The following is a 25,027-nucleotide window of genomic DNA, read 5'->3' on the forward strand; positions in this document are numbered from 1 at the left end:
CTCGCAAAAGAACATTTGGCCGGAGCCGCTTGCTCTCGCTGAACATCAACGCCACGGAGGCTCGTATGTTAAGTATCTTCAAACCCGCCGCGCATAAGACGCGTTTGCCAGAGGAGCAGATAGATCCGACCTATCGCCGCCTGCGCTGGCAAATTTTCATGGGTATCTTCTTCGGTTACGCGGCTTACTATCTGGTAAGGAAAAACTTCACCCTTGCGATGCCGTATCTGGTGGAGCAGGGCTTCTCCCGAGGTGACCTCGGTTTTGCACTTTCCGGGATTTCGATCGCCTACGGGTTTTCGAAATTCATCATGGGATCGGTTTCTGACCGCTCGAATCCGCGCGTTTTCCTGCCAGCCGGGCTGATTCTCGCCGCCGCCGTGATGTTATTTATGGGCTTTGTGCCCTGGGCAACGTCGAGCATCGCCGTGATGTTTGTGCTGCTGTTTGCCTGTGGCTGGTTCCAGGGCATGGGATGGCCGCCGTGCGGGCGTACCATGGTGCACTGGTGGTCGCAGAAAGAGCGTGGGGGCATTGTTTCCGTCTGGAACTGCGCCCATAACGTGGGCGGCGGTATTCCTCCGCTGCTGTTCCTGCTGGGGATGGCGTGGTTTAACGACTGGCATGCGGCGCTGTATATGCCTGCTTTTGCGGCGATTACTGTGGCGATTATCGCTTTCGGTTGGATGCGTGACACGCCGCAATCCTGTGGCCTGCCGCCGATTGAAGAGTACAAAAAAGACTACCCGGACGATTACAGCGAGAAAGCGGAAGAAGAGCTGACGGCGAAGCAGATCTTCATGAAGTACGTCTTCCCTAACCGCCTGCTGTGGTACATCGCCATTGCCAACGTGTTTGTCTATCTGCTGCGTTACGGCATCCTGGACTGGTCGCCAACTTACCTGAAAGAAGTGAAGCACTTCGCGCTGGATAAATCCTCGTGGGCCTACTTCCTTTATGAGTACGCGGGTATTCCTGGCACGCTGCTATGTGGCTGGATGTCGGACAAGGTGTTTAAAGGTAACCGTGGCGCAACCGGCGTGTTCTTCATGGTGTTGGTGACGATTGCCACCGTGGTTTACTGGCTCAACCCGCCGGGCAATCCGGGCGTGGATATGGCCTGTATGATTGTTATCGGTTTCCTGATTTATGGCCCGGTGATGTTGATTGGCCTGCATGCGCTTGAGCTTGCCCCTAAGAAGGCGGCAGGGACGGCAGCGGGCTTTACCGGCCTGTTTGGTTACCTGGGAGGCTCGGTCGCGGCCAGCGCGATTGTTGGCTATACCGTGGACTTCTTCGGCTGGGACGGCGGCTTTATCGTGATGATTGGCGGCAGTGTTTTGGCCGTACTGCTGCTGATTGTGGTGATGATTGGCGAGCGTAAGCATCACGATGAAAAAATGTTGAAGAACGGCTAAGGGGAACAGAATGAAACTGATGGCAAAATCATTACTGGCGGGCGTGGTGCTGGTGGCGACCAGCAGCGTATTCGCCCAGACCACGGACAAAATCGTGATTGCCCATCGCGGCGCCAGCGGCTACCTGCCTGAACATACGCTGCCAGCAAAAGCGATGGCCTATGCTCAGGGCGCGGACTACCTTGAGCAAGATCTGGTGATGACCAAAGACGACAGGCTGGTGGTGCTGCACGACCACTATCTGGACAGGGTGACTGACGTCGCGAAACGCTTCCCGGACCGTGCGCGTAAAGATGGGCGCTACTATGCTATCGACTTTACGCTGGCGGAAATCAAGTCCCTCAAGTTCACCGAAGGCTTTGATATCGTTGACGGCAAGCAGGTGCAGACCTATCCGGGACGCTTCCCGATGGGCAAATCCGACTTCCGGGTGCACACCTTTGAAGAAGAAATCGAGTTTGTACAGGGGCTGAACCATTCCACCGGTAAGAACATCGGTATTTATCCTGAGATAAAAGCGCCGTGGTTCCACCATCAGGAAGGGAAGGATATCGCGGCGAAAACCCTCGAGGTACTCAAGCGATACGGCTACACCGGCAAGCAGGATAAGGTTTATCTTCAGTGCTTTGACGCCGCCGAGCTTAAGCGTATTAAAAACGAACTTGAGCCGAAAATGGGCATGAACCTTAATCTGGTGCAGCTTATCGCCTATACCGACTGGAATGAGACTCAGGAAAAGCAGCCGGGCGGTAAGTGGGTGAACTACAGCTACGACTGGATGTTTAAGCCCGGCGCGATGAAGCAGATAGCCGAGTATGCCGACGGCATCGGCCCGGACTATCACATGCTGGTGGAGAAGGCATCGACCAAAGGCAACGTGAAGCTCACCGATATGGTGACCGAAGCACATGCCAGCAAGCTGACCGTTCATCCTTACACGGTAAGGGCGGACGCGCTGCCGGACTATGTGAGCGACGTGAATCAGCTGTACGACGTGCTGTACAACAAAGCCGGCGTGGACGGGTTGTTTACCGACTTCCCGGACAAAGCTGTGCGGTTTCTCAATAAGCCGTAATCGCTAATGAAAAAGGCCGCATTCGCGGCCTTTTTAACAACTACATCTCGATTTCTATATCGCCCCGGGCTTTGCAGCAACAGGGGAGAATTTCACCGGGCTGGATAAACGCCAGCGGCTCGGTCAGCCACTGCACTTCACCCGCCAGCAGCCGGGTGCGGCAAGAGCCGCAATAGCCTTCCCGGCACTGATACTCTACGCAGACTTTGTGTGACTCCAGCGCCGCCAGCAGCGAAGGGTGTTCCTCTTCGCTCATCAGCTGGGCGCCGGTAATGCTGAGCGTGATACGGCTCATTGCTTACAGCTGGAAGTTGCTCAGATCGTCGGTATCGACTTCCGAGTCAATCTGGCCCACCAGATAGGAGCTGACTTCAACTTCCTGCGGGGCAACCTGCACGTTATCGGACACCAGCCACGCGTTGATCCACGGAATCGGGTTAGAACGTGTCTGGAACGGCAGATCGAGGCCCACGGCCTGCATGCGGATGTTGGTGATGTACTCCACATACTGGCAGAGGATGTCTTTGTTCATCCCAATCATGGAGCCGTCGCGGAACAGGTACTCGGCCCACTCTTTTTCCTGCTGGGCGGCCAGCACGAACAGGTCGTAGCATTCCTGACGACATTCAACGGCGATTTCCGCCATTTCAGGATCGTCTTCTCCGCTGCGCAGCAGGTTCAGCATATGCTGAGTGCCGGTCAGGTGCAGGGCTTCATCACGGGCGATTAGCTTGATGATTTTGGCGTTACCTTCCATCAGTTCGCGCTCGGCGAAGGCGAAGGAGCAGGCGAAGCTTACGTAGAAACGAATCGCTTCCAGGGCGTTAACGCTCATCAGGCAGAGATACAGCTGTCGCTTCAGCGCGCGCAGGTTAACGGTGACGGTTTTGCCGTTCACGTTGTGCGTGCCTTCGCCCAGCAGATGCCAGTAGCTGGTCATCTCAATCAGGTCATCGTAGTAGCCAGAGATGTCTTTGGCGCGCTTGAGGATTTCCTGGTTGGTCACAATATCGTCGAAGACAATCGCCGGATCGTTCACGATGTTACGGATGATGTGGGTGTAGGAGCGAGAGTGAATGGTCTCGCTAAACGCCCAGGTTTCGACCCAGGTTTCCAGTTCAGGAATAGAGATCAGCGGCAGCAGCGCGACGTTCGGGCTGCGGCCCTGGATGGAGTCCAGCAGCGTCTGGTACTTCAGGTTGCTGATGAAGATGTGTTTCTCATGCTCCGGCAGTGCCTGGAAGTCGATGCGATCGCGGGAGACGTCCACTTCTTCCGGGCGCCAGAAGAAGGAGAGCTGCTTTTCAATCAGCTTTTCGAAGATGTCATATTTCTGCTGATCGTAGCGCGCCACGTTAACCGACTGGCCAAAGAACATAGGCTCGGCGAGCTGATCGTTTTTCGTCTGTGAAAAAGTAGTGTAAGCCATGAGGTTAAATCCTGTAATACGTCTGAAAAATCCCCTCGTAAGAGGGGATTAAGCGTTAAATCTTACATGCACCGCTTTCGCAGCCATCGTCCTGGATGGAAGGTGCCAGGTCATCCTGAGTATCTTCCGCACCGTCGCGGGTGTTTTGATAGTACAGAGTCTTCACGCCGAATTTATAGGCGGTGAGCAGATCTTTAAGCAACTGCTGCATCGGCACTTTGCCTGACGGGAAGCGCGTTGGATCGTAGTTGGTGTTGGCAGAGATCGACTGGTCGATAAACTTCTGCATCAGGCCAACCAGTTGCAGGTAGCCGTCGTTGCTCGGCATTTCCCACAGCAGCTCGTAGTTGTTTTTCAGCGCTTCATAATCCGGAACGACCTGGCGCAGGATCCCGTCTTTCGACGCTTTAATGCTGATGTGGCCGCGCGGCGGCTCAATGCCGTTGGTGGCGTTAGAGATCTGCGAGGAGGTCTCGGACGGCATCAGGGCAGAAAGCGTGGAGTTGCGCAGGCCGTGAGTTTTGATGGACTCACGCAGGCCTTCCCAGTCCAGATGCAGCGGTTCGTTGCTGATAGCATCCAGGTCTTTCTTATAGGTGTCGATCGGCAGAATGCCTTTTGCATAGGTAGTCTCGTTGAACCACGGGCAGGCGCCTTGCTCTTTCGCCAGTTCATTTGAGGCTTTCAGCAGGTAGTACTGAATGGCTTCGAAAGTCTTGTGCGTCAGGTTGTTTGCGCTGCCGTCGGAGTAACGCACGCCGTGCTTCGCCAGATAGTAGGCAAAGTTAATCACGCCGATACCCAGAGTACGACGACCCATTGCGCCGCGTTTGGCCGCCAGAATTGGGTAATCCTGGTAGTCGAGCAGGGCGTCGAGCGCGCGAACGGCCAACACCGCCATCTCTTCCAGATCGTCCAGGCTTTCAATCACGCCAAGGTTGAACGCGGAGAGCGTACACAGGGCGATTTCGCCGTTTTCGTCGTTGACGTCGTCCAGCGGTTTGGTCGGCAGGGCGATTTCCAGGCACAGGTTGGACTGGCGAACTGGTGCAATCGCCGGGTCGAACGGGCTGTGGGTGTTGCAGTGGTCAACGTTCTGGATGTAGATACGGCCGGTCGAGGCGCGTTCCTGCATCATCAGGGAGAACAGTTCGACCGCTTTCACGCGCTGTTTGCGGATGCTGTCGTCTTTCTCATATTTGGTGTACAGGCGCTCAAATTCATCCTGATCGGCGAAGAAGGCGTCATACAGCCCCGGTACGTCAGACGGGCTGAACAGAGTGATTTCTTCGCCCTTCAGCAGACGGGTGTACATCAGCTTGTTGATCTGTACGCCGTAGTCCATGTGGCGCACGCGGTTGCCTTCTACGCCACGGTTGTTTTTCAGCACCAACAGGCTTTCCACTTCCAGATGCCACATTGGGTAGAACAGCGTTGCAGCCCCGCCGCGCACGCCGCCCTGGGAGCAGGACTTCACCGCGGTCTGGAAGTGTTTGTAGAACGGAATACAGCCGGTGTGGAACGCTTCACCGCCGCGAATCGGGCTGCCCAGCGCACGAATACGGCCGGCGTTGATGCCGATGCCTGCGCGCTGGGAAACGTATTTCACGATCGCGCTGGAGGTGGCGTTGATTGAATCCAGGCTGTCGCCGCACTCGATCAGTACGCAGGAGCTGAACTGACGAGTCGGGGTGCGCACGCCGGACATGATTGGCGTAGGCAGAGAAATTTTGAAGGTGGAAACCGCGTCATAGAAACGTTTTACGTAGCTGAGACGCGTTTCACGCGGGTAGCCGGAGAACAGGCAGGCGGCGACCAGAATATACAGGAACTGCGCGCTCTCGTAGATTTCGCCAGAGACGCGGTTCTGCACAAGGTATTTACCTTCGAGCTGTTTAACGGCCGCGTAGGAGAAGTTCATGTCACGCCAGTGATCGATAAAATCGTTCATCTGCTCGAACTCTTCTTCCGTGTAGTCTTCCAGCAGGTGACGATCGTATTTACCCATCTCAACCATTTTCACGACCTGATCGTAAAGCTTTGGCGGCTCAAACTGGCCGTAGGCTTTTTTACGCAGGTGGAAAATCGCCAGGCGAGCGGCGAGGTACTGATAATCCGGTGCGTCACGGGAGATCAGATCGGCTGCAGCCTTGATGATGGTTTCATGAATGTCAGAGGTCTTGATGCCGTCGTAAAACTGGATATGGGAGCGCAGTTCAACCTGGGAAACAGAGACGTTATTCAGCCCTTCAGCGGCCCAGTCGAGTACTCGATGAATTTTATCCAGATTGATGCGCTCTTTGCTGCCATCGCGTTTTGTAACCAGCAGACTCTGATTCATGTGAGTTTTACCTGTCCGTGAGATGAGTTTTCCCCTGATTTATGCACATCCGTTAGCCTGTGACTAACTCTGTGGATAAATACTATATATAGGGGGTGGGTGACAAAATGGTCACTAGATGGTGAGTATTCTAGTAAGGAATCCGTTCAGTACAAGTATTGATTTCATCAATAAAATGAGGTTCCCCAGGGCGCTTTTTTCGTAAGTCCACGTCACGTAAGGCTTGAGGGAATTGTCAATGGGATGCAAAAAAAATGAAAATTTTGATCGGGTGCTGATTTCTTAAACTTCATCGATAATTGCGCAACCGTTCTGGCGCAATTATCGATAATCAATCCTTATACGATATGCCGATTTATGCTTCAGTATGCAGCATATAATTAACATCTACCCCAGGACCCAGCTTGAATGAGTCAGTGATTGGGTTGAAATGTAATCCGGTCATATGGCGCTCGCGCAGCGGGGTTTCATCCACCCAGCGTAAAAGCTCGGCGGGCTTGATGAACTTTTTAACATCGTGCGTGCCTTTTGGCACCATGCGCATCACATACTCAGCGCCGACGACGGCCATCAGCCAGGCTTTACCGTTGCGGTTGATGGTAGAGAAGAAAACGTGGCCGCCGGGTTTCACCAGGCGAGCGCAGGCGTGAACGACCGACTGCGGGTCGGGGACGTGCTCCAGCATTTCCATACACGTCACCACGTCGTACTGCCCGGCGTGTTTGCTCGCGTGTTCTTCGACCGTTTCCTGGACATAATTAACCTTAACGCCGCTTTCCAGCGCGTGCAGACGGGCAACCTGCAATGGTTCAAAGCCCATGTCCAGGCCGGTGACGTTGGCCCCTTCACGCGCCATGCTCTCCGCAAGAATGCCGCCGCCGCAGCCAACATCGAGCACGGTTTTGCCGAACAGCCCGCCGGCGCGCTGGTTGATATAGCCTAAACGCAGCGGGTTGATGCGGTGCAGTGGCTTAAATTCACCTTCCAGATCCCACCAGCGGGAAGCGACAGCTTCAAATTTGGCGATTTCCTCGTGGTCGACGTTCTGCGTAACCGGTTGGTTTTCAGCATTCATTACAGCGGTGACTCCTTGCAGATGTTAAGGCTGGCAGTATATCAGGCTAACGGCGTGAATAAAGCGCCGACAATTGCGTTGAGGTTTCCCCACACAGGGCCGGATGTGTTATAATTTGCGACCTTTGAATCCGGGAAAACAGTAGAGGGATAGCGGTTACATGAGCGACCTTGCCAGAGAAATTACGCCGGTCAACATTGAGGAAGAGCTAAAGAGCTCGTATCTGGATTATGCGATGTCGGTTATTGTCGGCCGCGCACTGCCAGATGTCCGCGATGGACTTAAGCCGGTACACCGTCGCGTGCTTTACGCGATGAACGTATTGGGCAATGACTGGAACAAAGCATACAAAAAATCCGCCCGTGTTGTTGGTGACGTTATCGGTAAATATCACCCTCATGGTGATACCGCGGTTTATGACACCATCGTCCGTATGGCACAGCCATTTTCCCTGCGTTACATGCTGGTCGACGGCCAGGGTAACTTCGGTTCCGTAGACGGCGACTCCGCCGCAGCGATGCGTTATACGGAAATCCGTATGTCGAAAATCGCCCACGAGCTGATGGCAGACCTGGAAAAAGAGACGGTTGATTTCGTCGATAACTACGACGGCACCGAAAAAATTCCGGACGTCATGCCAACCAAAATTCCTAACCTGCTGGTAAACGGTTCATCCGGTATCGCAGTCGGGATGGCGACTAACATTCCGCCGCACAACATTACCGAAGTCATCAACGGCTGCCTCGCGTATATCGAAGACGAGAACATAAGCGTTGAAGGCCTGATGGAGCACATCCCTGGTCCTGATTTCCCGACTGCCGCTATCATTAACGGCCGTCGCGGTATTGAAGAAGCGTATCGTACCGGTCGCGGTAAAATTTATATTCGCGCCCGTGCTGAAGTAGAAGCGGACGCGAAAACTGGCCGCGAAACCATCATCGTTCACGAAATTCCTTATCAGGTGAACAAAGCTCGCTTGATCGAGAAAATCGCCGAGCTGGTGAAAGACAAACGCGTGGAAGGCATCAGCGCCCTGCGCGATGAATCTGACAAAGACGGTATGCGTATTGTTATTGAGATTAAGCGCGACGCCGTTGGCGAAGTGGTGCTCAATAATCTTTACTCGCAGACTCAGCTGCAGGTTTCCTTCGGTATCAACATGGTGGCACTGCACCATGGTCAGCCGAAGATCATGAACCTGAAAGATATCCTGTCTGCGTTCGTGCGCCACCGCCGTGAAGTGGTGACCCGCCGTACTATCTTTGAGCTGCGCAAAGCTCGCGATCGCGCCCATATCCTCGAAGGTTTGGCGATCGCGTTGGCGAACATCGACCCGATCATTGAGTTGATTCGTCACTCGCCAAATGCCGCAGAGGCAAAAGCTGGCCTGATTGCCCGTTCGTGGGATCTGGGTAACGTTGCTGCGATGCTGGAACGTGCCGGTGACGACGCCGCGCGTCCTGAGTGGCTGGAGCCCGAGTTTGGTATCCGCGACGGCCAATACTTCCTCACCGAGCAGCAGGCTCAGGCGATTCTGGATCTGCGTCTGCAGAAACTGACCGGCCTTGAGCACGAAAAACTGCTCGACGAGTATAAAGAGCTGCTGGAGCAGATCGCAGAACTGCTGCATATCCTGGGCAGCGCAGAGCGTCTGATGGAAGTTATCCGTGAAGAACTCGAAGCAATGCGCGATCAGTTCGGCGACAACCGCCGCACCGAAATCACCGCTAACACCGCGGATATCAACATTGAAGACCTGATCAACCAGGAAGACGTGGTGGTCACCCTGTCTCACCAGGGCTATGTGAAGTATCAGCCGCTGACCGATTATGAAGCGCAGCGCCGTGGTGGCAAAGGCAAGTCAGCCGCCCGCATTAAAGAAGAAGACTTTATTGACCGCCTGCTGGTGGCTAACACCCACGACACGATCCTGCTGTTCTCCAGCCGTGGTCGCCTGTACTGGATGAAGGTTTATCAGTTGCCGGAAGCGAGCCGTGGCGCACGTGGCCGCCCAATTGTGAACCTGCTGCCGCTGGAGCAGGACGAGCGCATTACCGCGATTCTGCCGGTGCGCGAGTACGCAGAAGGCATCAACGTGTTCATGGCGACCGCAAGCGGCACCGTGAAGAAAACCGCGCTGACCGACTTCAGCCGCCCACGTTCTGCGGGCATTATCGCCGTTAACCTCAACGAGGGTGATGAGCTGATTGGCGTTGATTTAACCAACGGCAGCGATGAAGCCATGCTGTTCTCGGCCGCGGGTAAAGTGGTGCGCTTCAAAGAAGACGCGGTTCGTACTATGGGCCGTACCGCAACGGGCGTTCGCGGGATCAAGCTTGCCGGCGATGATAAAGTCGTTTCTCTGATCATCCCACGCGGTGAAGGTGCGATTCTGACCGTGACCCAGAATGGCTACGGTAAACGTACCGCTGCGGCAGAATACCCGACCAAGTCTCGTGCAACGCAGGGCGTTATCTCCATTAAAGTGACCGAGCGCAACGGCAGCGTCGTTGGGGCCGTGCAGGTGGAAGATACCGACCAGATCATGATGATTACCGATGCTGGCACGCTGGTGCGTACCCGCGTGTCTGAAGTCAGCGTGGTCGGGCGTAACACCCAGGGCGTAATCCTCATCCGTACTGCGGAAGACGAAAACGTTGTGGGTCTGCAGCGCGTCGCTGAGCCTGTGGATGACGAAGAGCTGGACAGTATCGACGGTAGCGTTGCGGAAGGGGACGATGATATCGCGCCTGAAGCGGATACCGATGATGATGTTGCTGACGAAGCGGACGAATAATCCAGAATAGTCTGTAAATAAAGGGTCGCTTTGGCGGCCCTTTAACGTTCTGACAGTAAAGGAATAAGCGTGGTTATTCCTTTACTGTGGTTATCTGAAGGAAATCAATGAATTGATTTCCCTGGTTTATTTGCAAATGCTCTCTGGAAGAACGATGCTTATCTAAGCTCAGTTCTGTATCTGGAAGGCCGCTTTTGCGGCCTTTTTTGTTTGCCGTTGCGGGACAAGGGTTTTGCGGCTACCTTAAGCGCATCTCCGTTCACTCGTCGCGTACTTTCAGGCCCAATTTGAAATACTTCGTCTCTTTTCGCAGCACCCTTAAAATTTCGCGCTACCTGTTCAGGGCGCTGGCGCTGCTGCTCTGGCTGCTTATCGCGCTGTTTTCCGTGTTTTACATCGTCAACGCGCTGCACGATAAAGAGTCGGAGATTCGCCAGGAATTTAACATCAGCTTTGACCAGGCCCAGCGCTACATCCAGCGCACTTCGGACGTAGTGAAAGAGCTGAAGTACATTGCTGAAAATCGCCTCACCGCGCCCAATGGCGTGCTTCCCCCTCTTGACCAAAGCGCGGATAAAACCGATGCGCCCACGTTTATGCCGCTGTTCCCGGACTCTGACTGTTCGGCGGTGAGCGTTACCTGGCGAAGCTCGCTGCAGTCGCTGTCCTGGTTCCTGCGCTATTGGCGCGATAATTTCTCCGCTGCTTACGATCTGAACCGGGTGTTCCTGATTGGCGGTGATAATCTTTGCATGGCAGATTTTGGGCTGCGTGATATGCCGCTGGAGCGGGAAAATGCGCTAAAAACGCTGCATGAACGCATCATGAAGTACCGCACCGCGCCGCAGGATGAACGAGCTAACAGCATTTACTGGATTGGGCAGGGGCCGCGCCCTGGCATTGGTTACTTCTATACGCTGACGCCGGTCTATCTGGCGAACCGTCTTCAGGCACTGCTGGGGATTGAGCAAACGGTACGTATGGAGAACTTCCTGACGCCGGGCACGCTGCCTATTGGCGTCACGATTCTGGATGAAAACGGGCACCCGCTGATTTCGCTGACCGGCCCGGAATCGCGCATTGAGCCGGAAAGCCGCTGGATTCAGGATCGCGCCTGGTTTGGCTACACTTCGGGCTTTAAAGCGCTGGTATTGAAGAAAAATCTGCCGCCGTCCTCGCTAAGCGTGATTTACTCTGTGCCTGTCGATCTGGTGCTGGAAAGCATCAGGATGCTGATCCTCAATGCGGTGCTACTCAACGTGCTGGTGGGCATTGTGCTGTTTACCCTTGCGCGCATGTATGAGCGCAGGATCTTTATTCCGGCTGAAAGCGATGCTCAGCGGCTGGAGGAGCACGAGCAGTTCAACCGGAAGATTGTCGCGTCTGCGCCTGTTGGCATTTGTATTCTGCGCACGCAGGACGGTACCAATATTCTGAGTAACGAACTGGCGCACAATTACCTCAATATGCTGACGCATGAGGACAGGCAGCGGCTAACGCAGATTATCTGTGGTCAACAGGTCAATTTTGTCGATGTGATGACCAGTAATCACACCAATCTGCAGATTAGCTTCGTGCATTCGCGCTACCGTAATGAAAACGTGGCGATTTGCGTGCTGGTTGACGTTAGCGCCCGCGTGAAGATGGAAGAATCTTTGCAGGAGATGGCTCAGGCCTCGGAGCAGGCGAGCCAGTCGAAATCCATGTTCCTCGCCACCGTCAGTCACGAACTGCGTACGCCGCTGTACGGTATTATCGGTAACCTGGATCTCCTGCAGACCAAAGAGCTGCCTAAGGGCGTGGACAGGCTGGTCACGGCGATGAATAACTCGTCCAGCCTGTTGCTGAAAATCATCAGCGATATTCTCGACTTCTCGAAAATCGAATCAGAGCAGCTGAAAATTGAGCCACGTGAGTTTTCACCGCGTGAGGTGATGAGCCACATCACCGCCAACTATTTGCCGCTGGTGGTTCGCAAGCAGCTGGGGCTGTACTGCTTTATCGATGACGATGTGCCGCTCACCCTGCAGGGCGATCCCATGCGGTTGCAGCAGGTTATCTCCAACCTGCTGAGTAATGCGATTAAGTTCACCGATATTGGCTGTATTATCCTGCATGTTTCGATCAGTGGGGATTACCTGAGCTTCCGGGTTCGCGATACCGGGGTGGGGATCCCGACCAAAGAAGTCACCCGGCTGTTCGATCCGTTCTTCCAGGTTGGCACCGGCGTGCAGCGCAATTTCCAGGGAACCGGGCTGGGGCTGGCGATTTGCGAAAAGCTTATCAGCATGATGGACGGCGATATTTCGGTGGATACCGAATCGGGAATGGGCAGTCAGTTCACGGTTCGCATCCCGCTGTATAAAGCGCAGTTTGCACCGAAGAATAATGTCGAAGGGCTGGCGGAAAAGCGCTGCTGGCTGGCTGTTCGCAATGACTACCTCAGCAGTTACCTGGAATCCCTGCTGATTAAAAATGGGCTACAGGCGCAATCATGGTCGGGTGAAATGCCGGGAAGCGACGATATTCTGATTACCGATGATAATCTGGCGACGCCTTGGGGCGGTCGGGCGGCGATTGTTTTCTGCCGCCGTCATATTGGTATTCCCGTAGAATTCGAACCTGGCTGCTGGGTACACAGCGTCGCGGCACCGCACGAACTGCTGCCGCTGTTGGGGCGGATTTACAGCATTACCGTGGATGTGCCAGGCAGTTCACCGGCACTGGCGGCGGCGAGTGAGATAAGCGAGCAGAACGATGACATGATGATTCTGGTGGTGGATGACCATCCGATCAACCGTCGTTTGCTGGCCGATCAGCTTGGCTCGCTCGGGTATCAGTGCAAAACGGCGAATGACGGGATTGATGCGTTGAACGTGCTCAGCAAAAATCATATTGATATCGTACTCAGCGACGTCAACATGCCGAACATGGACGGATATCGTCTGACGCAGCGTATTCGCCAGCTGGGGCTGACGCTGCCGGTCATTGGCGTGACGGCAAACGCGCTGGCGGAAGAGAAGCAGCGCTGTCTGGAATCCGGTATGGACAGCTGTTTATCTAAACCGGTAACGCTTGATGTGATTAAACAGACGCTGGCGGTTTATGCTGCCCGAGTGCGAAGTACACGCGATGCCTCGTAAATTAAGCTCATAAAAAAGCCCCGCAGTAAAATGCGGGGCTTTTTTTTCAGCGTGTTGCAGAGATTACTCTTTGTCCGCCGGCGTCAGGCTCACGGAGGAAAGGTAATTCAGCAGGGCAATATCGTTTTCCACACCCAGTTTCATCATGGCTGATTTCTTCTGGCTGCTGATTGTTTTGATGCTGCGGTTCAGCTTGCGGGCGATCTCGGTCACCAGGAAACCTTCTGCAAACAGGCGGAGGACTTCACTTTCCTTCGGCGACAGGCGCTTATCGCCATAGCCACCTGCGCTGATTTTTTCCAGCAGGCGGGAAACGCTCTCAGGGGTGAATTTCTTGCCTTTCTGCAACGCGGCGAGGGCTTTAGGCAGATCGGTCGGCGCACCCTGTTTCAGTACAATCCCTTCAATATCCAGATCCAATACCGCGCTAAGGATAGCCGGGTTGTTGTTCATGGTCAGCACGATGATCGACAGGTCCGGGAAGTGACGCTTGATGTATTTAATCAGCGTGATGCCATCACCGTATTTGTCGCCTGGCATGGACAGATCGGTTATCAGAACGTTGGCTTCAAGCTTTGGTAAGTTATTGATAAGTGCCGTGGAGTCTTCGAATTCACCGACAACATTCACCCATTCGATCTGCTCAAGAGATTTGCGAATGCCGAACAGAACAATTGGATGGTCGTCAGCAATAATTACGTTCATGTTGTTCATGTAATAGGCTACCTTGCTACAGCAGACTTTTGACGTAAGCATCAATGTCGCTGATATATTTTTGTATGTTTGAAGCATCACTTTCACGAATGTGGTGCTCCAACGTTTCACATAACTGTTTGCCGGGCACCAGATTCAGCATCGCAAACACGCCCTTCAGGCGGTGCGCAGTCTGAGCCAGAGCGGCAAAGTCGCCCGCTGCAGATTCAGTATACAGCCTGGTAACATCTTCCGGTACCGTGTCGACAAACAGCGCGTAATAACCGCTGGCGTGCAGCTGAGCGTTTTCGTCGCCGCCCAGAGGCGAATCCGGTGTGTCTTCTTCCGCCAGTTGGTTTTCAATCAGCTGCAGAACGGCGTCCTGCATCGCATTGCTGATATTAAAGTTTACCCGGAACTGGCCAGGTGCAATCTTCCGCATTCCGTTTTCATCATCGCTTAAAAGCAAGCCCGAAGCAGTAAGATTAGACGGATTATCAGTGAGGAAGATATCAAAGTCTTGACTCGCGAGCCTTTCGTCCGGGGAAATACAGTTTGCGCCCCAGTTTTCCAGCATTCTGGTCACAATGGTACGCACCTCATTGGAGGTGATATCCAGCATTGCCACGACATCATCCAGCAGTTTTTCTTCCTGTACTTCCGCCTGGGGTTCAGCGGCCATTCTGATGTGTAAATTATAGCGCGTGCCGATGTCCGGGCGCGTTTTGATGTTCAGGTGGCCGCCGAGCTTGCGCGCAAGGCGATCGCAGAGATAAAACGCGAGACCATTGGCCTGGCCGTAACGGTCTTCGCTGGTTTCGTTTAGGAACGGGAAGTGCAGATTATCCACTTCTCCGTTGCCGATCCCGTTGCCGGTATCCAGTACACGGAACAGCAGGCGATCCGGCCCGGCTTCCTCTTCGCAGATTTCAAGCGTGATTTTGCCAATCTGCGTTGTGGTCACGGAATAGTGCAGCAGTAGCTCGAGGATTTTGCGCAGCACGTCTTTGTCGCCGTGGCGTTTTTCATCGGCCGGCAGGTTGTTGTTGATCAGTAGCTGTAGCCCTTTACGCTTGATAATCGGCAGCATCGACAGCGCGACTTCATCGACAAGCGACTGAATGGAGAACTCGCCTGGACTGGTTTTCCAGCTGTCGGCTTCCAGCATGTTAAGGAGCTGGATCTCATCGACCAGGCGGACAATGGTCTGGGCATCGTTCGCCAGCTGCAGATGTTTACTGTCGTTAATTTCTGCTGCATGTTCCGCCAGTTGCTTAACCGGAAGCTGTAGGGCTTCACCAATATGCTGCATGAAAGCGGCCCGGCCCTGCTGATTTTTCTCATACAGGCGCTGTGCCTGCTTGAGCTTCTTGTTCACCAGAATTTCACGATCCTGGTCCCGGATAACAAAAATCTGCGTGCGCGGCGCTATCTGGCTGCGGAACTGGCGAATCTCATACAGCTCGTTGTTGACCGTGGCCTGAATAACGCCCTGGTGCTGATCCGCCATCGAAATGATGTTTTGCAAATTCAGATGGGGCAGCAAATGGTCGGCAATTTTGTTGCTTATTACCGTGCGATTGGCATCGAGATCGTGGACCAGCAGGCCAAGCGGCAGGATGGCCACGATCTCTTCGTTTAGCGCCCGCAGGATTTGTAGCTCACCGTTACCCGGATTGCTTTCTGCCTGGCGCTGGGGCTGCTGGCGGAAGGTTGCGAAGCCAAAAACGGCTAACCCGAGCAGCGCAATGTTCAGCAGTAAAGGCAGAAGAATGTTTTGCAGCGTATCCATCATCAGCGTACCAAACGGTACTTTCCACACTAGCTGGAGCTGAGTCGTGGCCACCGGCGCGGTGATTTCAATCCGGGCGCTATTAAAATTAATGCTCACGCTGTCCGGATCGTCTTTATCGGTTGCCGTGGCGGCGGCCCGCTGACGCTCATCTGGATCGAGCTGGAAGCTGTCCAGCGACATTGTCGGTGGAATAAGATCGTTAATCGGCAAATCAAATGCGACCACGGTGGCCAGATGCCCGGGCTGATTAAAGGTGGTTCGAAGCGTGAAGTAATGGCCGTTTTGCCAGTTTAGCTTGCGCAGCGACGAGAAACTTTCGCGCTCGTCCAGGGCATTCGCCTGCTGCAGCATCTCCGCCCGGCGTGAGTCTACGATGGTGCCGACGCCGGAGTCTTTGAAGCCGGAAGAGAGATCTTTTAGCGGCAGGGTAGAGACCAGGATCATGCTGTTGTCCTGGCCGTTCAGGTAGTACATCGACCACGGGCTGCTTTCGGCACCCCATAGCGTGTCCAGATAGCCGGATATCCGCTGCGTCATTTCCAGCGTAGAGCTGTCATGGGAGCCAAAAATCAGCGCCTCGGTTTTGCTGCGCGGTTTGTCGAGGTAATAGACATCCTGGCGCAGACGAGTTTCCTGCAGGTTTTCCCCGGAGGACGCCGGCGCGGTAGCAATGTTGTCGTAGATTTGCCACGTAGCATAGCGATAGGTTTCTACCCGCTTATGCAGAGCGTGGGTGATGTCGACAATCTGGTAGCTTTTATCCTTTAGCCAGGCATTGACGGCGCTTTGTACCAGCACGCCCATCGAGACAAGCAGGACAACGATCAGCAGCAGAAAGAAGCGAGTAATGTTGCCGGGGAACAGTGAGAATTTATTTAGCGACGTATTTTCAGACTGGCTCATTGTATGTACGCAACCCGGCGAAGCCTCGCCAATCCTGGATGATAGATAGCCCAACTGTGTGAGTGAGCCGTTTTGCCTTAGCATTTTAGCGCTTGCAGCGGCTAAGAATACCTTTATATGACGGTGCCGTCAGCAATCTGACGCAGTATAGGGGGTTCTCAGATTTTTTTCAGGTGACTGATTATTAGGAAAAATCCTTAAATAAGGATTTGCGTTAAGTCTTGTAGGCAATTTGTACAGCTGAAGAAGATTTGTACAAATATTGAAGGCTGGAATGTTGGGTCAGGGGGATATATTTTTTTAAGAAAAATCCGCATTCGATATGAAATATGAAGAAAAAAAGCAGATCGATTAATTAACAGACGTTACAAATTTCATCGTTAGCACAAGAATATTAAAGTTGTGTAAAGAAGGGTAAAAAAAAACCGGATGCATGCATCCGGTATTAATAGGGGTAAACGGACATTCAGATTCGAATGACGGTAATAAATAAAGTTAATGATGATAGCGATAATGATTCTATCGCCTAAGTTAAGAAAAAAATTATCATTCAGTGCTACTTTTTTATTTATTGTGTAATTCATTGATTTTATTTAATTGTTATTATTTTTTGATTATTGGTGCTTATATTTTTAGCTATTTGTGCTAAAAAAAGTTCCCTCATATTTACATTTTGATACATCTATAATGACAAATGAAACATCTATATAGTTTTCGTATCATATTCTTGTTGGATTATTCTGTATTTGTTTTGGACAATGAATTTGCCGACTGATTAGAGGGTTAATCAGTAAGCAGTGGTAAATAAAATAAGGCATATAACAGAGGGTTAATAAGATGAAAGTTAAAGCACTATCCCTTCTGGTACCGGCTCTGCTGGTAGCAGGCGCTGCAAATGCAGCCGAAATTTACAACAAAGACGGCAATAAATTAGACCTGTACGGTAAAGTTGATGGTCTGCACTATTTCTCCAACGATAAAGGTAATGACGGCGACAAAACCTATGTTCGCTTCGGCTTCAAAGGTGAAACTCAGATCAACGACCAGCTGACCGGTTACGGCCAGTGGGAATACAACGTTCAGGCAAACAAAGACGAAGGCGCAAGCGATCAGGCATGGACTCGTCTGGCATTCGCTGGTCTGAAATTCGGTCAGGGCGGCTCCTTCGACTACGGTCGTAACTACGGCGTAGTTTACGACGTGACTTCCTGGACTGACGTTCTGCCAGAATTTGGTGGCGATACTTACGGTGCAGATAACTTCCTGCAGTCTCGTGCTAACGGCGTTGCAACCTACCGTAACACCGACTTCTTCGGTCTGGTTGATGGCCTGAACTTTGCTCTGCAGTACCAGGGTAAAAACGGTAGCCAGTCTGGCGAAGCTAAATCCGAAGGCGGTCGTGGCATTGTTAACCAAAACGGTGACGGCTTCGGCGGCTCCCTGACCTATGCACTGGGCGAAGGCTTCAGCGTTGGTTCTGCGATTTCCAGCTCTAAACGTACCGCAGATCAGAATGCTGCCGGCGTGCTGGGTCACGGTGACGATGCAACCACCTACACCGGTGGTCTGAAATACGACGCAAACAACATCTATCTGGCAACGCAGTACACCCAGAGCTATAACGCTACCGCCATCAACAAATCTGGCTTTGCTAACAAAGCGCAGAACTTTGAAGTGGTTGCTCAGTACCAGTTCGATTTCGGCCTGCGTCCATCCATCGCTTACCTGCAGTCTAAAGGTAAAAACATCGAAGGTTACGGCAGCCAGGATATCCTGAAATACGTTGATGTTGGCGCGACTTACTACTTCAACAAAAACATGTCCACCTATGTTGACTACAAAATCAACCTGCTGGACAAAAATGACTTCACTCAGGCAACCGGCATCGGTACCGATGACGTTGTGGGTGTAGGTCTGGTTTACCAGTTCTAATTCAGCTTAAGCTGACAAAGGCGCCGCAAGGCGCCTTTTTTATGTCTCAAACCTCAATGACTCGCCGCTTACTCCCGCTCCAGATAGCTTTTGCTGTACCCTTACTCCCCCAAAACTGGAGAATGACACCATGGATTTACGCATTATTCGCCACGGCTGGCTTGCCGTCGCTTTTTTCGCTCTGTCAGGTTGCGATAACGCTCAGTCTGATGCCACAAAGGCCCTGGTGCTCGAAGGTAAAACCATGGGGACTTACTGGCGCGTTAGCCTGGCGGATGTCGATGATGCTCAGAAAGCCTCGCTGCAGAAAAAAATTCAGGATCAGTTGGATGCCGACGATCGACTCATGTCGACCTGGAAAAAAGACTCGGCGCTTTCCCTTTTTAACCAGTCCACCAGCACTGAGCCGTATCCGGTGAGCGAGGCGATGAGTGATATCGTCACGATGTCGTTGCGCATTGGCGCGAAAACCGACGGGGCGATGGACATTACGGTTGGGCCTTTGGTCAATCTGTGGGGCTTCGGGCCCGATAAGCAGCCTCTGCACACGCCAAACCAGGCACAAATTGATGCGGCCAAAGCCTTAACCGGTTTGCAGCATCTGAAGGTGGTGAATGCTGCCGGTAAGCAGTGGCTACAAAAGGATCTGCCCGGGTTGTATGTTGATCTGTCGACTATCGGGGAAGGTTACGCCGCCGATCATCTTGCCCGTCTGATGGAGCAAAATGGCATTAGCCGCTATCTCGTTTCTGTCGGTGGGGCGGTGAGCACTCGAGGGACAAATCCGGCGGGGAAAGCCTGGCGAGTGGCCATTCAGAAACCTACTGACCGGGAAAATGCCGTGCAGGCGATGGTGGATATCAACGGCCACGGCATCAGTACTTCAGGCAGCTATCGCAACTATTACGAGCTGGACGGCAAGCGTATTTCCCACATTATTAACCCTCAGACCGGGCGACCTATCGAGCACAAATTAGTTTCCGCCACAGTCATTGCGCCAACGGCGATGGAAGCGGATGGTTGGGACACCGGGCTGATGGTCCTGGGGGAAGAAAAAGCCAAACAGGTTGCGGAGAAAGAAGGCCTGGCCGTTTACCTCATCAGCAAAGAAGGGGACGGATTCCGAAGCTGGATGTCGCCGCAGTTCAAAACCTTCCTGCTTGACGAAAAAAATTAAAAAGCAAGAAGCCGAGTTTTTCATCCGGCCCGTGCTGCCATGATGGTATCGTTAAGTTAAGCATGAGGTCGCGATGATGAAACAGACAAACGGCTATATCACAGATCAGCAGCGCTGGCAGGCGGTGGAACAGCGCGATGCAGGGGCTGACGGGCAATTCGTTTTTGCCGTCAAAACAACCGGTATTTTCTGCCGGCCCTCCTGCAGCGCCCGCCGTCCACTGCGTGAAAATACGGGGTTCTACGCTTCGCCCGAAGCGGCGCTTGAGGCCGGTTTCCGTGCCTGCAAACGCTGCCAGCCGGACAAGCTTGCCCCTGAGCTCCAGCGAGTCGCGCGTATCGAACAAGCCTGTCGTATTATTGAAGCCAGCGATTCGCCTCTCACGCTTGATGAGCTGGCAGGGCAGGTTGCTATGAGTAGCTTTCATTTCCATCGGCTGTTCAAAAGCGTCACCGGCCTAACGCCGAATGAATGGCAAAAAGCACATCGCGCTCGTCGGCTGCGTGGCGCCCTCGCGCAGGGAACAGAGGTAACAAAGGCCATTTTTGATGCTGGATTTCAGTCCGGCAGCGCGTTCTACCATCAGGCGGATGCTGCTTTGGGCATGACGGCGAGCCAGTACCGAAAGGGCGGGGCTCGTACGCACGTGCAGTTTGTGGTCGGCACCTGTCAACTGGGCGAGTTTTTGGTGGCGGAAAGCGAGCGCGGCATTTGCGCGATTTTGCTGGGTGAGAACGCCGAAACGCTCATTGTGGAGCTGGAAACTGAGTTTCCTTCTTCGCATCTTACGCCCGGTGATGAGGCATTTGCTTCTCGCGTGGCGCAGGTCATTAGCTTTATCGAATCCCCCACGGCTGAATTTTCGCTGCCGCTGGATATTCGCGGCACGGCATTTCAGCAGCAGGTATGGCAGGCGCTACGAGCCGTTCCGCCGGGATCTACCGTTAGCTATAGCGAACTGGCAGAACGTATAGGTAAGCCCGCCGCCGTGCGTGCCGTCGCCGGAGCCTGCGCGGCCAACACCCTTGCGGTTGCCATTCCGTGCCACCGAGTCATCCGCAGTGACGGAGGACTCTCCGGTTATCGCTGGGGCGTGGAGCGCAAACGCCAACTGTTGGAAAACGAAACGAGAAGGCAGAAAGAATAATGCTGGATTTGTTTGCTGATGATGCTCCGTGGGAAGAGCCGCTTGCCGAGGGGGCGACTATCCTGCGGCGCTTTGCGCGGGAAGGTGCCAATGCACTGATGGCCGGTGTTCTGCAGGTCTCTCAGCAGGCACCTTTTCGCCATATGGTGACGCCTGGCGGGCACACCATGTCGGTGGCAATGACTAACTGCGGCGCGCTAGGCTGGAGCACCAATCAGCATGGTTATCTCTATTCACCTCAGGATCCGTTGACCCGACAGCGCTGGCCGTTAATTCCGGAAGTCTTTCAGACTATTTGCCATCAAGCCTCAACGGCGGCGGGTTACCTGGATTTTGCACCCGATGCCTGCCTGATCAACCGCTATGCCGCTGGCACAAAGCTCTCTCTTCACCAGGATAAAGACGAGCCTAATCTGTGCCAGCCCATTGTTTCTGTCTCGCTGGGTTTGCCGGCCATTTTTCAGTTTGGTGGCCTGCAGCGCGGAGATCCTTTGCAGCGTGTCATGCTGGAGCATGGTGACGTTGTGGTCTGGGGAGGCGCCTCAAGGCTTTTTTATCACGGTATTCTGCCGCTCAAACCCGGTTTCCATCCTCTCACCGAACAATTCCGCTACAACCTGACATTTCGCCGTGCTTCGTAAGGTAAATAAAAATAAGAATTATTCTTGCTGTGGGCGGCGAGCCGTTTAAACTGCTCGCTGTTTTATTTGGCAGGTAGGGAATAATGGAGCTACTTCGTGTGGTTTATCGCCAGTATCGCTGGCCTTTCTTAATGGTCATGGCGTTAAGCCTGGCAAGTGCGGCGCTGGGCATTGGCCTGATCGCGTTCATTAACCAGCGTCTGATTGAAACCCCCGATATTACCCTGGCGGTTTTGCCAGAGTTTCTGGGGTTACTCTTGTTGTTGATGGCGGTGACGCTTGGCTCGCAGCTGGCACTCACCACTCTCGGCCACCATTTTGTTTTTCGCCTGCGCAGCGAGTTTATTAAGCGCCTGATGGATACCGATGTTGAACGCGTAGAGCAACTGGGCAGCGCGGCACTGCTGGCGGGGTTAACCAGCGACGTGCGCAATATTACGATTGCCTTTGTGCGTCTGCCGGAGCTGGTGCAGGGAATTATTCTGGCTATTGGCTCCGCGGCTTACCTCGCCTGGCTGTCGCCCAAAATGCTAGGTGTGACCACCGTATGGCTGGTGATTACCATTGTGGGGGGGTATTTGCTGGTGGCGCGGGTATACAAGCATATGGCTCAACTTCGTGAAATCGAAGACAAGCTCTATCACGATTATCAAACCGTTATCGAAGGGCGCAAGGAACTTGCTCTGAACCGCGAGCGTGCTGAGCGAATTTACGAAGACACCTATACGCCCCATGCCGCCGACTATCGAAACAATATTATCCGCGCAGATACTTACCATCTAAGCGCGGTAAACTGGTCCAATATTATGATGCTGGGCGCTATTGGCCTGGTGTTCTATATGGCTAACAGCCTGGGCTGGTCCGATACCAACGTGGCGGCAACTTTTTCTTTAACGTTGCTATTCTTGCGTACGCCGCTCCTTTCGGCCGTCGGGGCGTTACCCACGCTGCTAAGCGCCCAGGTTGCGTTCAATAAGCTGAACAAGTTCCAGCTTGCGCCGTACGATGCTGCTTTCCCCCGTTCGAAGGCTGCGGGAAACTGGCAGCAGCTTGAAATGCGCGATGTGGTGTTTCAGTACGGGGATAATAGCTTCAGCGTTGGCCCGCTGAACCTCACCATCAAGCGCGGGGAACTGCTGTTTCTGATTGGCGGTAACGGCAGCGGAAAATCCACTCTGGCCATGCTGCTAACGGGGCTCTATCAGCCTGTCAGCGGAGCGATTTATCTTGATGGTCAACGCGTCGAGACGCAGGTGCAGGATGACTATCGTAAGCTGTTTTCAGCGGTATTCACCGATGTCTGGCTGTTCGATCGTCTGTTAGGGCCACAGGGCAAACCGGCTAATCCTGAGCTGATCAATAGCTGGCTCGAGCGCCTGAAAATGAGCAGTAAGCTGGAGCTGGACAACGGCACCATTCTTAATCTCAAGCTATCGAAGGGGCAGCGCAAGCGCGTGGCGTTGCTGCTGGCAATAGCGGAAGAGCGCGATATTATTCTGCTGGACGAATGGGCCGCCGATCAGGACCCCCATTTCCGCCGCGAGTTCTACCAGGTTTTGCTGCCGTTAATGCAGCAAATGGGGAAAACGGTCTTTGCCATCAGCCATGACGACCACTACTTCATCCACGCCGATCGGCTTTTGGAAATGCGCCAGGGCCAGCTCAGCGAGTTGACCGGCGACGAGCGGGCACAAGCTTCACGTGATGCCGTGGCAAGAACGGGTCATTAAGTCAGTGCCGCCTAAACAAAGTTAAAAAAAACCAGCCAATTAAGGCTGGTTTTTTGTTTTCTTCATCCTGCCGCGCTATAAACTAACTCGTCATTTCCACGGAACAGCTTATTTATGACCGCCATTCAGAAGTACAGCACCAAAGAGCGTGACCAGGACCGGGCACGTATTCTGCAAATTCTGTTGACCAACAAAGCCGTTGCCAGCGGTATTCTGGCCAAAGAACCTTTCGCTGAAACACAAAGCGCCGAGCAGGATATCGCCGAGATAGTGACGCTGGTAGGACGACTACCCGCGCCGGATCTCGCGGATGTCCTGGAGGCCTTGCCCACGGAAGAGCGTTTAGCGCTATGGAGCCTCGTCACCGAGGATCGACGCGGTAGTGTTTTGGTTGAGGCTTCAGAAACGGTCTGGGATGACCTGATTGAAGATATGAGCGATAAAGCACTGCTCAACGCGCTGCGTCCGCTGGATATAGACGATCAGATCTACCTGGCACAATATCTTCCTCGCGATCTGGTCGGGCGTTTGCTGGCCACGCTGCCGCAGAACGAGCGTACGCAAGTTCGTCAGATCCTGCATTACGACAAGCACAGCGTCGGCGCGATCATGGATTTTGAAGTGATCACCGTGCGCCCTGATGTCACCCTTGCCGTGGTGCAGCGCTATCTTCGACTTCGCGGCAAAGTGCCGCAGAACACCGATAAACTGTTTGTTACCAGCCGGGATAAAACGCTTTTGGGCGAGCTGGATCTCACCGCGATTTTGCTGCATGCGCCGCAAACGCCGGTGTTTAAAGTGATGGACGATAACCCCACCTGCTTCGCACCGGAAGATCATGATGAACAAGCTGCGCGTACCTTTGAACGTGATGACTTGATCAGTGCCGCAGTGATTGACAGTAGCGGTAAGCTGATGGGGCGCTTAACGGTCGATGAGATCGTTGACGTGGTGTATGAGGAAACCGACAACGATCTGCGCCGCATGGGCGGCCTGAGCACCGAAGAGGACGTATTCGCACCGGTCAGTAAGGCCGTGCGCACCCGCTGGGCATGGCTTGCCATTAACCTTTGTACGGCGTTTGTGGCCTCGCGCGTTATTGGATTATTTGAACATACGATTTCGCAACTGGTGGCTCTGGCATCGCTGATGCCGATAGTGGCGGGCATCGGCGGTAACACCGGTAACCAGACGATCACCATGATTGTGCGTGCGCTGGCGCTGCAGCATATTCAGGCGGGTAACATCTCCTTCCTGATGCTGCGTGAGCTTGGCGTGGCGTTGATCAACGGACTGGTCTGGGGCGGAGTGATGGGGGGGATCACCTGGCTGCTGTATAACGACGCGGCGATGGGCGGGGTAATGACGCTGGCGATGATCCTGAATCTTCTGGTCGCGGCGCTGATGGGCGTAGTCATTCCGATGACGATGACCAAACTGGGTAAAGATCCTGCCGTTGGCTCAAGCGTGATGATCACCGCGATAACCGATACCGGCGGATTTTTTATCTTCCTTGGGCTGGCTACGCTGTTCCTGTTGTAAGAGCTCCCACAAAGCCGCCCGCTCAGGCGGCTTTTCTATCGTCTTTCCAGGTAAATTCCAGACACAAAAAAACCAGCCATAAAAGGCTGGTTTTCAATGTTTATTTGGTCGGCACGAGAGGATTTGAACCTCCGACCCCCGACACCCCATGACGGTGCGCTACCAGGCTGCGCTACGTGCCGACGCAGA

16 protein-coding genes and 1 tRNA gene are annotated in these 25,027 nt (G+C 53.6%); 10 read left to right on the top strand and 7 right to left on the bottom strand.

What is annotated here, in order from left to right; translation table 11 throughout:
* Positions 1 to 65: 65 nt before the first annotated feature.
* On the top strand, positions 66 to 1,418 hold the full coding sequence (gene glpT / locus CNE01S_RS08175; protein ID WP_061274995.1) for a glycerol-3-phosphate transporter: 1,353 nt from the start codon (positions 66 to 68) through the stop codon (positions 1,416 to 1,418).
* 10 nt (positions 1,419 to 1,428) lie between these two features.
* The gene (gene glpQ / locus CNE01S_RS08180; RefSeq protein ID WP_061274998.1) at positions 1,429 to 2,493 is read left to right on the top strand and encodes a glycerophosphodiester phosphodiesterase; all 1,065 of its coding nucleotides are present in this window, start codon (positions 1,429 to 1,431) and stop codon (positions 2,491 to 2,493) included.
* Between the two features lie 40 nt (positions 2,494 to 2,533).
* Here glpQ and yfaE read toward each other — a convergent pair whose 3' ends face one another.
* The 4 genes from yfaE to ubiG all read right to left on the bottom strand — a co-directional run bounded on the left by yfaE (position 2,534) and on the right by ubiG (position 7,338).
* Complete coding sequence (gene yfaE / locus CNE01S_RS08185) at positions 2,534 to 2,788, bottom strand: class I ribonucleotide reductase maintenance protein YfaE (protein ID WP_038480947.1); 255 nt, start codon at positions 2,786 to 2,788, stop codon at positions 2,534 to 2,536.
* A 3-nt stretch (positions 2,789 to 2,791) separates the two neighbouring features.
* The gene (gene nrdB, locus CNE01S_RS08190) at positions 2,792 to 3,922 is read right to left on the bottom strand and encodes a class Ia ribonucleoside-diphosphate reductase subunit beta (RefSeq protein WP_038480950.1); all 1,131 of its coding nucleotides are present in this window, start codon (positions 3,920 to 3,922) and stop codon (positions 2,792 to 2,794) included.
* 55 nt (positions 3,923 to 3,977) lie between these two features.
* Positions 3,978 to 6,263, bottom strand: coding sequence for a class 1a ribonucleoside-diphosphate reductase subunit alpha (gene nrdA, locus CNE01S_RS08195; protein WP_061275000.1), 2,286 nt, complete (start codon positions 6,261 to 6,263; stop codon positions 3,978 to 3,980).
* A gap of 355 nt (positions 6,264 to 6,618) precedes the next feature.
* On the bottom strand, positions 6,619 to 7,338 hold the full coding sequence (ubiG, locus tag CNE01S_RS08200; protein ID WP_061275002.1) for a bifunctional 2-polyprenyl-6-hydroxyphenol methylase/3-demethylubiquinol 3-O-methyltransferase UbiG: 720 nt from the start codon (positions 7,336 to 7,338) through the stop codon (positions 6,619 to 6,621).
* A 160-nt stretch (positions 7,339 to 7,498) separates the two neighbouring features.
* Here ubiG and gyrA point away from each other — a divergent pair, with 160 nt between their 5' ends.
* Both gyrA and rcsC read left to right on the top strand, forming a co-directional pair.
* Positions 7,499 to 10,135 carry a DNA topoisomerase (ATP-hydrolyzing) subunit A gene (gene gyrA / locus CNE01S_RS08205; RefSeq protein WP_061275004.1) on the top strand — a complete coding sequence of 879 codons (2,637 nt, stop codon included), beginning with the start codon at positions 7,499 to 7,501 and terminating at the stop codon, positions 10,133 to 10,135.
* Between the two features lie 287 nt (positions 10,136 to 10,422).
* A complete protein-coding gene (rcsC, locus tag CNE01S_RS08210; protein WP_061275006.1) occupies positions 10,423 to 13,278 on the top strand; it encodes a two-component system sensor histidine kinase RcsC in 2,856 nt (951 codons plus the stop codon).
* Between the two features lie 63 nt (positions 13,279 to 13,341).
* Here rcsC and rcsB read toward each other — a convergent pair whose 3' ends face one another.
* Both rcsB and rcsD read right to left on the bottom strand, forming a co-directional pair.
* A complete protein-coding gene (rcsB, locus tag CNE01S_RS08215; protein ID WP_038480967.1) occupies positions 13,342 to 13,992 on the bottom strand; it encodes a response regulator transcription factor RcsB in 651 nt (216 codons plus the stop codon).
* 16 nt (positions 13,993 to 14,008) lie between these two features.
* Entirely contained in the window at positions 14,009 to 16,669 is a 2,661-nt protein-coding gene (gene rcsD / locus CNE01S_RS08220; protein ID WP_061275008.1) for a phosphotransferase RcsD, read from the bottom strand.
* Between the two features lie 837 nt (positions 16,670 to 17,506).
* Here rcsD and CNE01S_RS08225 point away from each other — a divergent pair.
* From CNE01S_RS08225 to mgtE, 6 genes are all read left to right on the top strand, one after another.
* Positions 17,507 to 18,601 carry a porin OmpC gene (locus tag CNE01S_RS08225; protein ID WP_061275010.1) on the top strand — a complete coding sequence of 365 codons (1,095 nt, stop codon included), beginning with the start codon at positions 17,507 to 17,509 and terminating at the stop codon, positions 18,599 to 18,601.
* A gap of 130 nt (positions 18,602 to 18,731) precedes the next feature.
* Positions 18,732 to 19,778: an FAD:protein FMN transferase ApbE gene (gene apbE / locus CNE01S_RS08230; protein ID WP_061275012.1), complete on the top strand. Its 1,047-nt coding sequence runs from the start codon at positions 18,732 to 18,734 to the stop codon at positions 19,776 to 19,778.
* Between the two features lie 76 nt (positions 19,779 to 19,854).
* Entirely contained in the window at positions 19,855 to 20,925 is a 1,071-nt protein-coding gene (gene ada / locus CNE01S_RS08235; protein WP_061275112.1) for a bifunctional DNA-binding transcriptional regulator/O6-methylguanine-DNA methyltransferase Ada, read from the top strand.
* Positions 20,925 to 21,566 carry a DNA oxidative demethylase AlkB gene (gene alkB / locus CNE01S_RS08240; protein WP_061275014.1) on the top strand — a complete coding sequence of 214 codons (642 nt, stop codon included), beginning with the start codon at positions 20,925 to 20,927 and terminating at the stop codon, positions 21,564 to 21,566. Before ada ends, alkB begins: the two co-directional genes overlap by 1 nt.
* An 83-nt stretch (positions 21,567 to 21,649) precedes the next feature.
* Positions 21,650 to 23,296: a multidrug ABC transporter permease/ATP-binding protein gene (locus CNE01S_RS08245; protein WP_061275016.1), complete on the top strand. Its 1,647-nt coding sequence runs from the start codon at positions 21,650 to 21,652 to the stop codon at positions 23,294 to 23,296.
* Positions 23,297 to 23,410: 114 nt separating this feature from the next.
* Complete coding sequence (mgtE, locus tag CNE01S_RS08250) at positions 23,411 to 24,838, top strand: magnesium transporter (protein WP_061275018.1); 1,428 nt, start codon at positions 23,411 to 23,413, stop codon at positions 24,836 to 24,838.
* Positions 24,839 to 24,943: 105 nt separating this feature from the next.
* On the opposite strand, the gene CNE01S_RS08255 is transcribed toward mgtE, so the two are convergent.
* Positions 24,944 to 25,020: transfer RNA gene (locus CNE01S_RS08255), tRNA-Pro, on the bottom strand.
* Between the last annotated feature and the right edge of the window lie 7 nt (positions 25,021 to 25,027).

The organism is Cedecea neteri NBRC 105707 = ATCC 33855, assembly GCF_001571265.1.
GTDB classification, from domain to species: domain Bacteria; phylum Pseudomonadota; class Gammaproteobacteria; order Enterobacterales; family Enterobacteriaceae; genus Cedecea; species Cedecea neteri.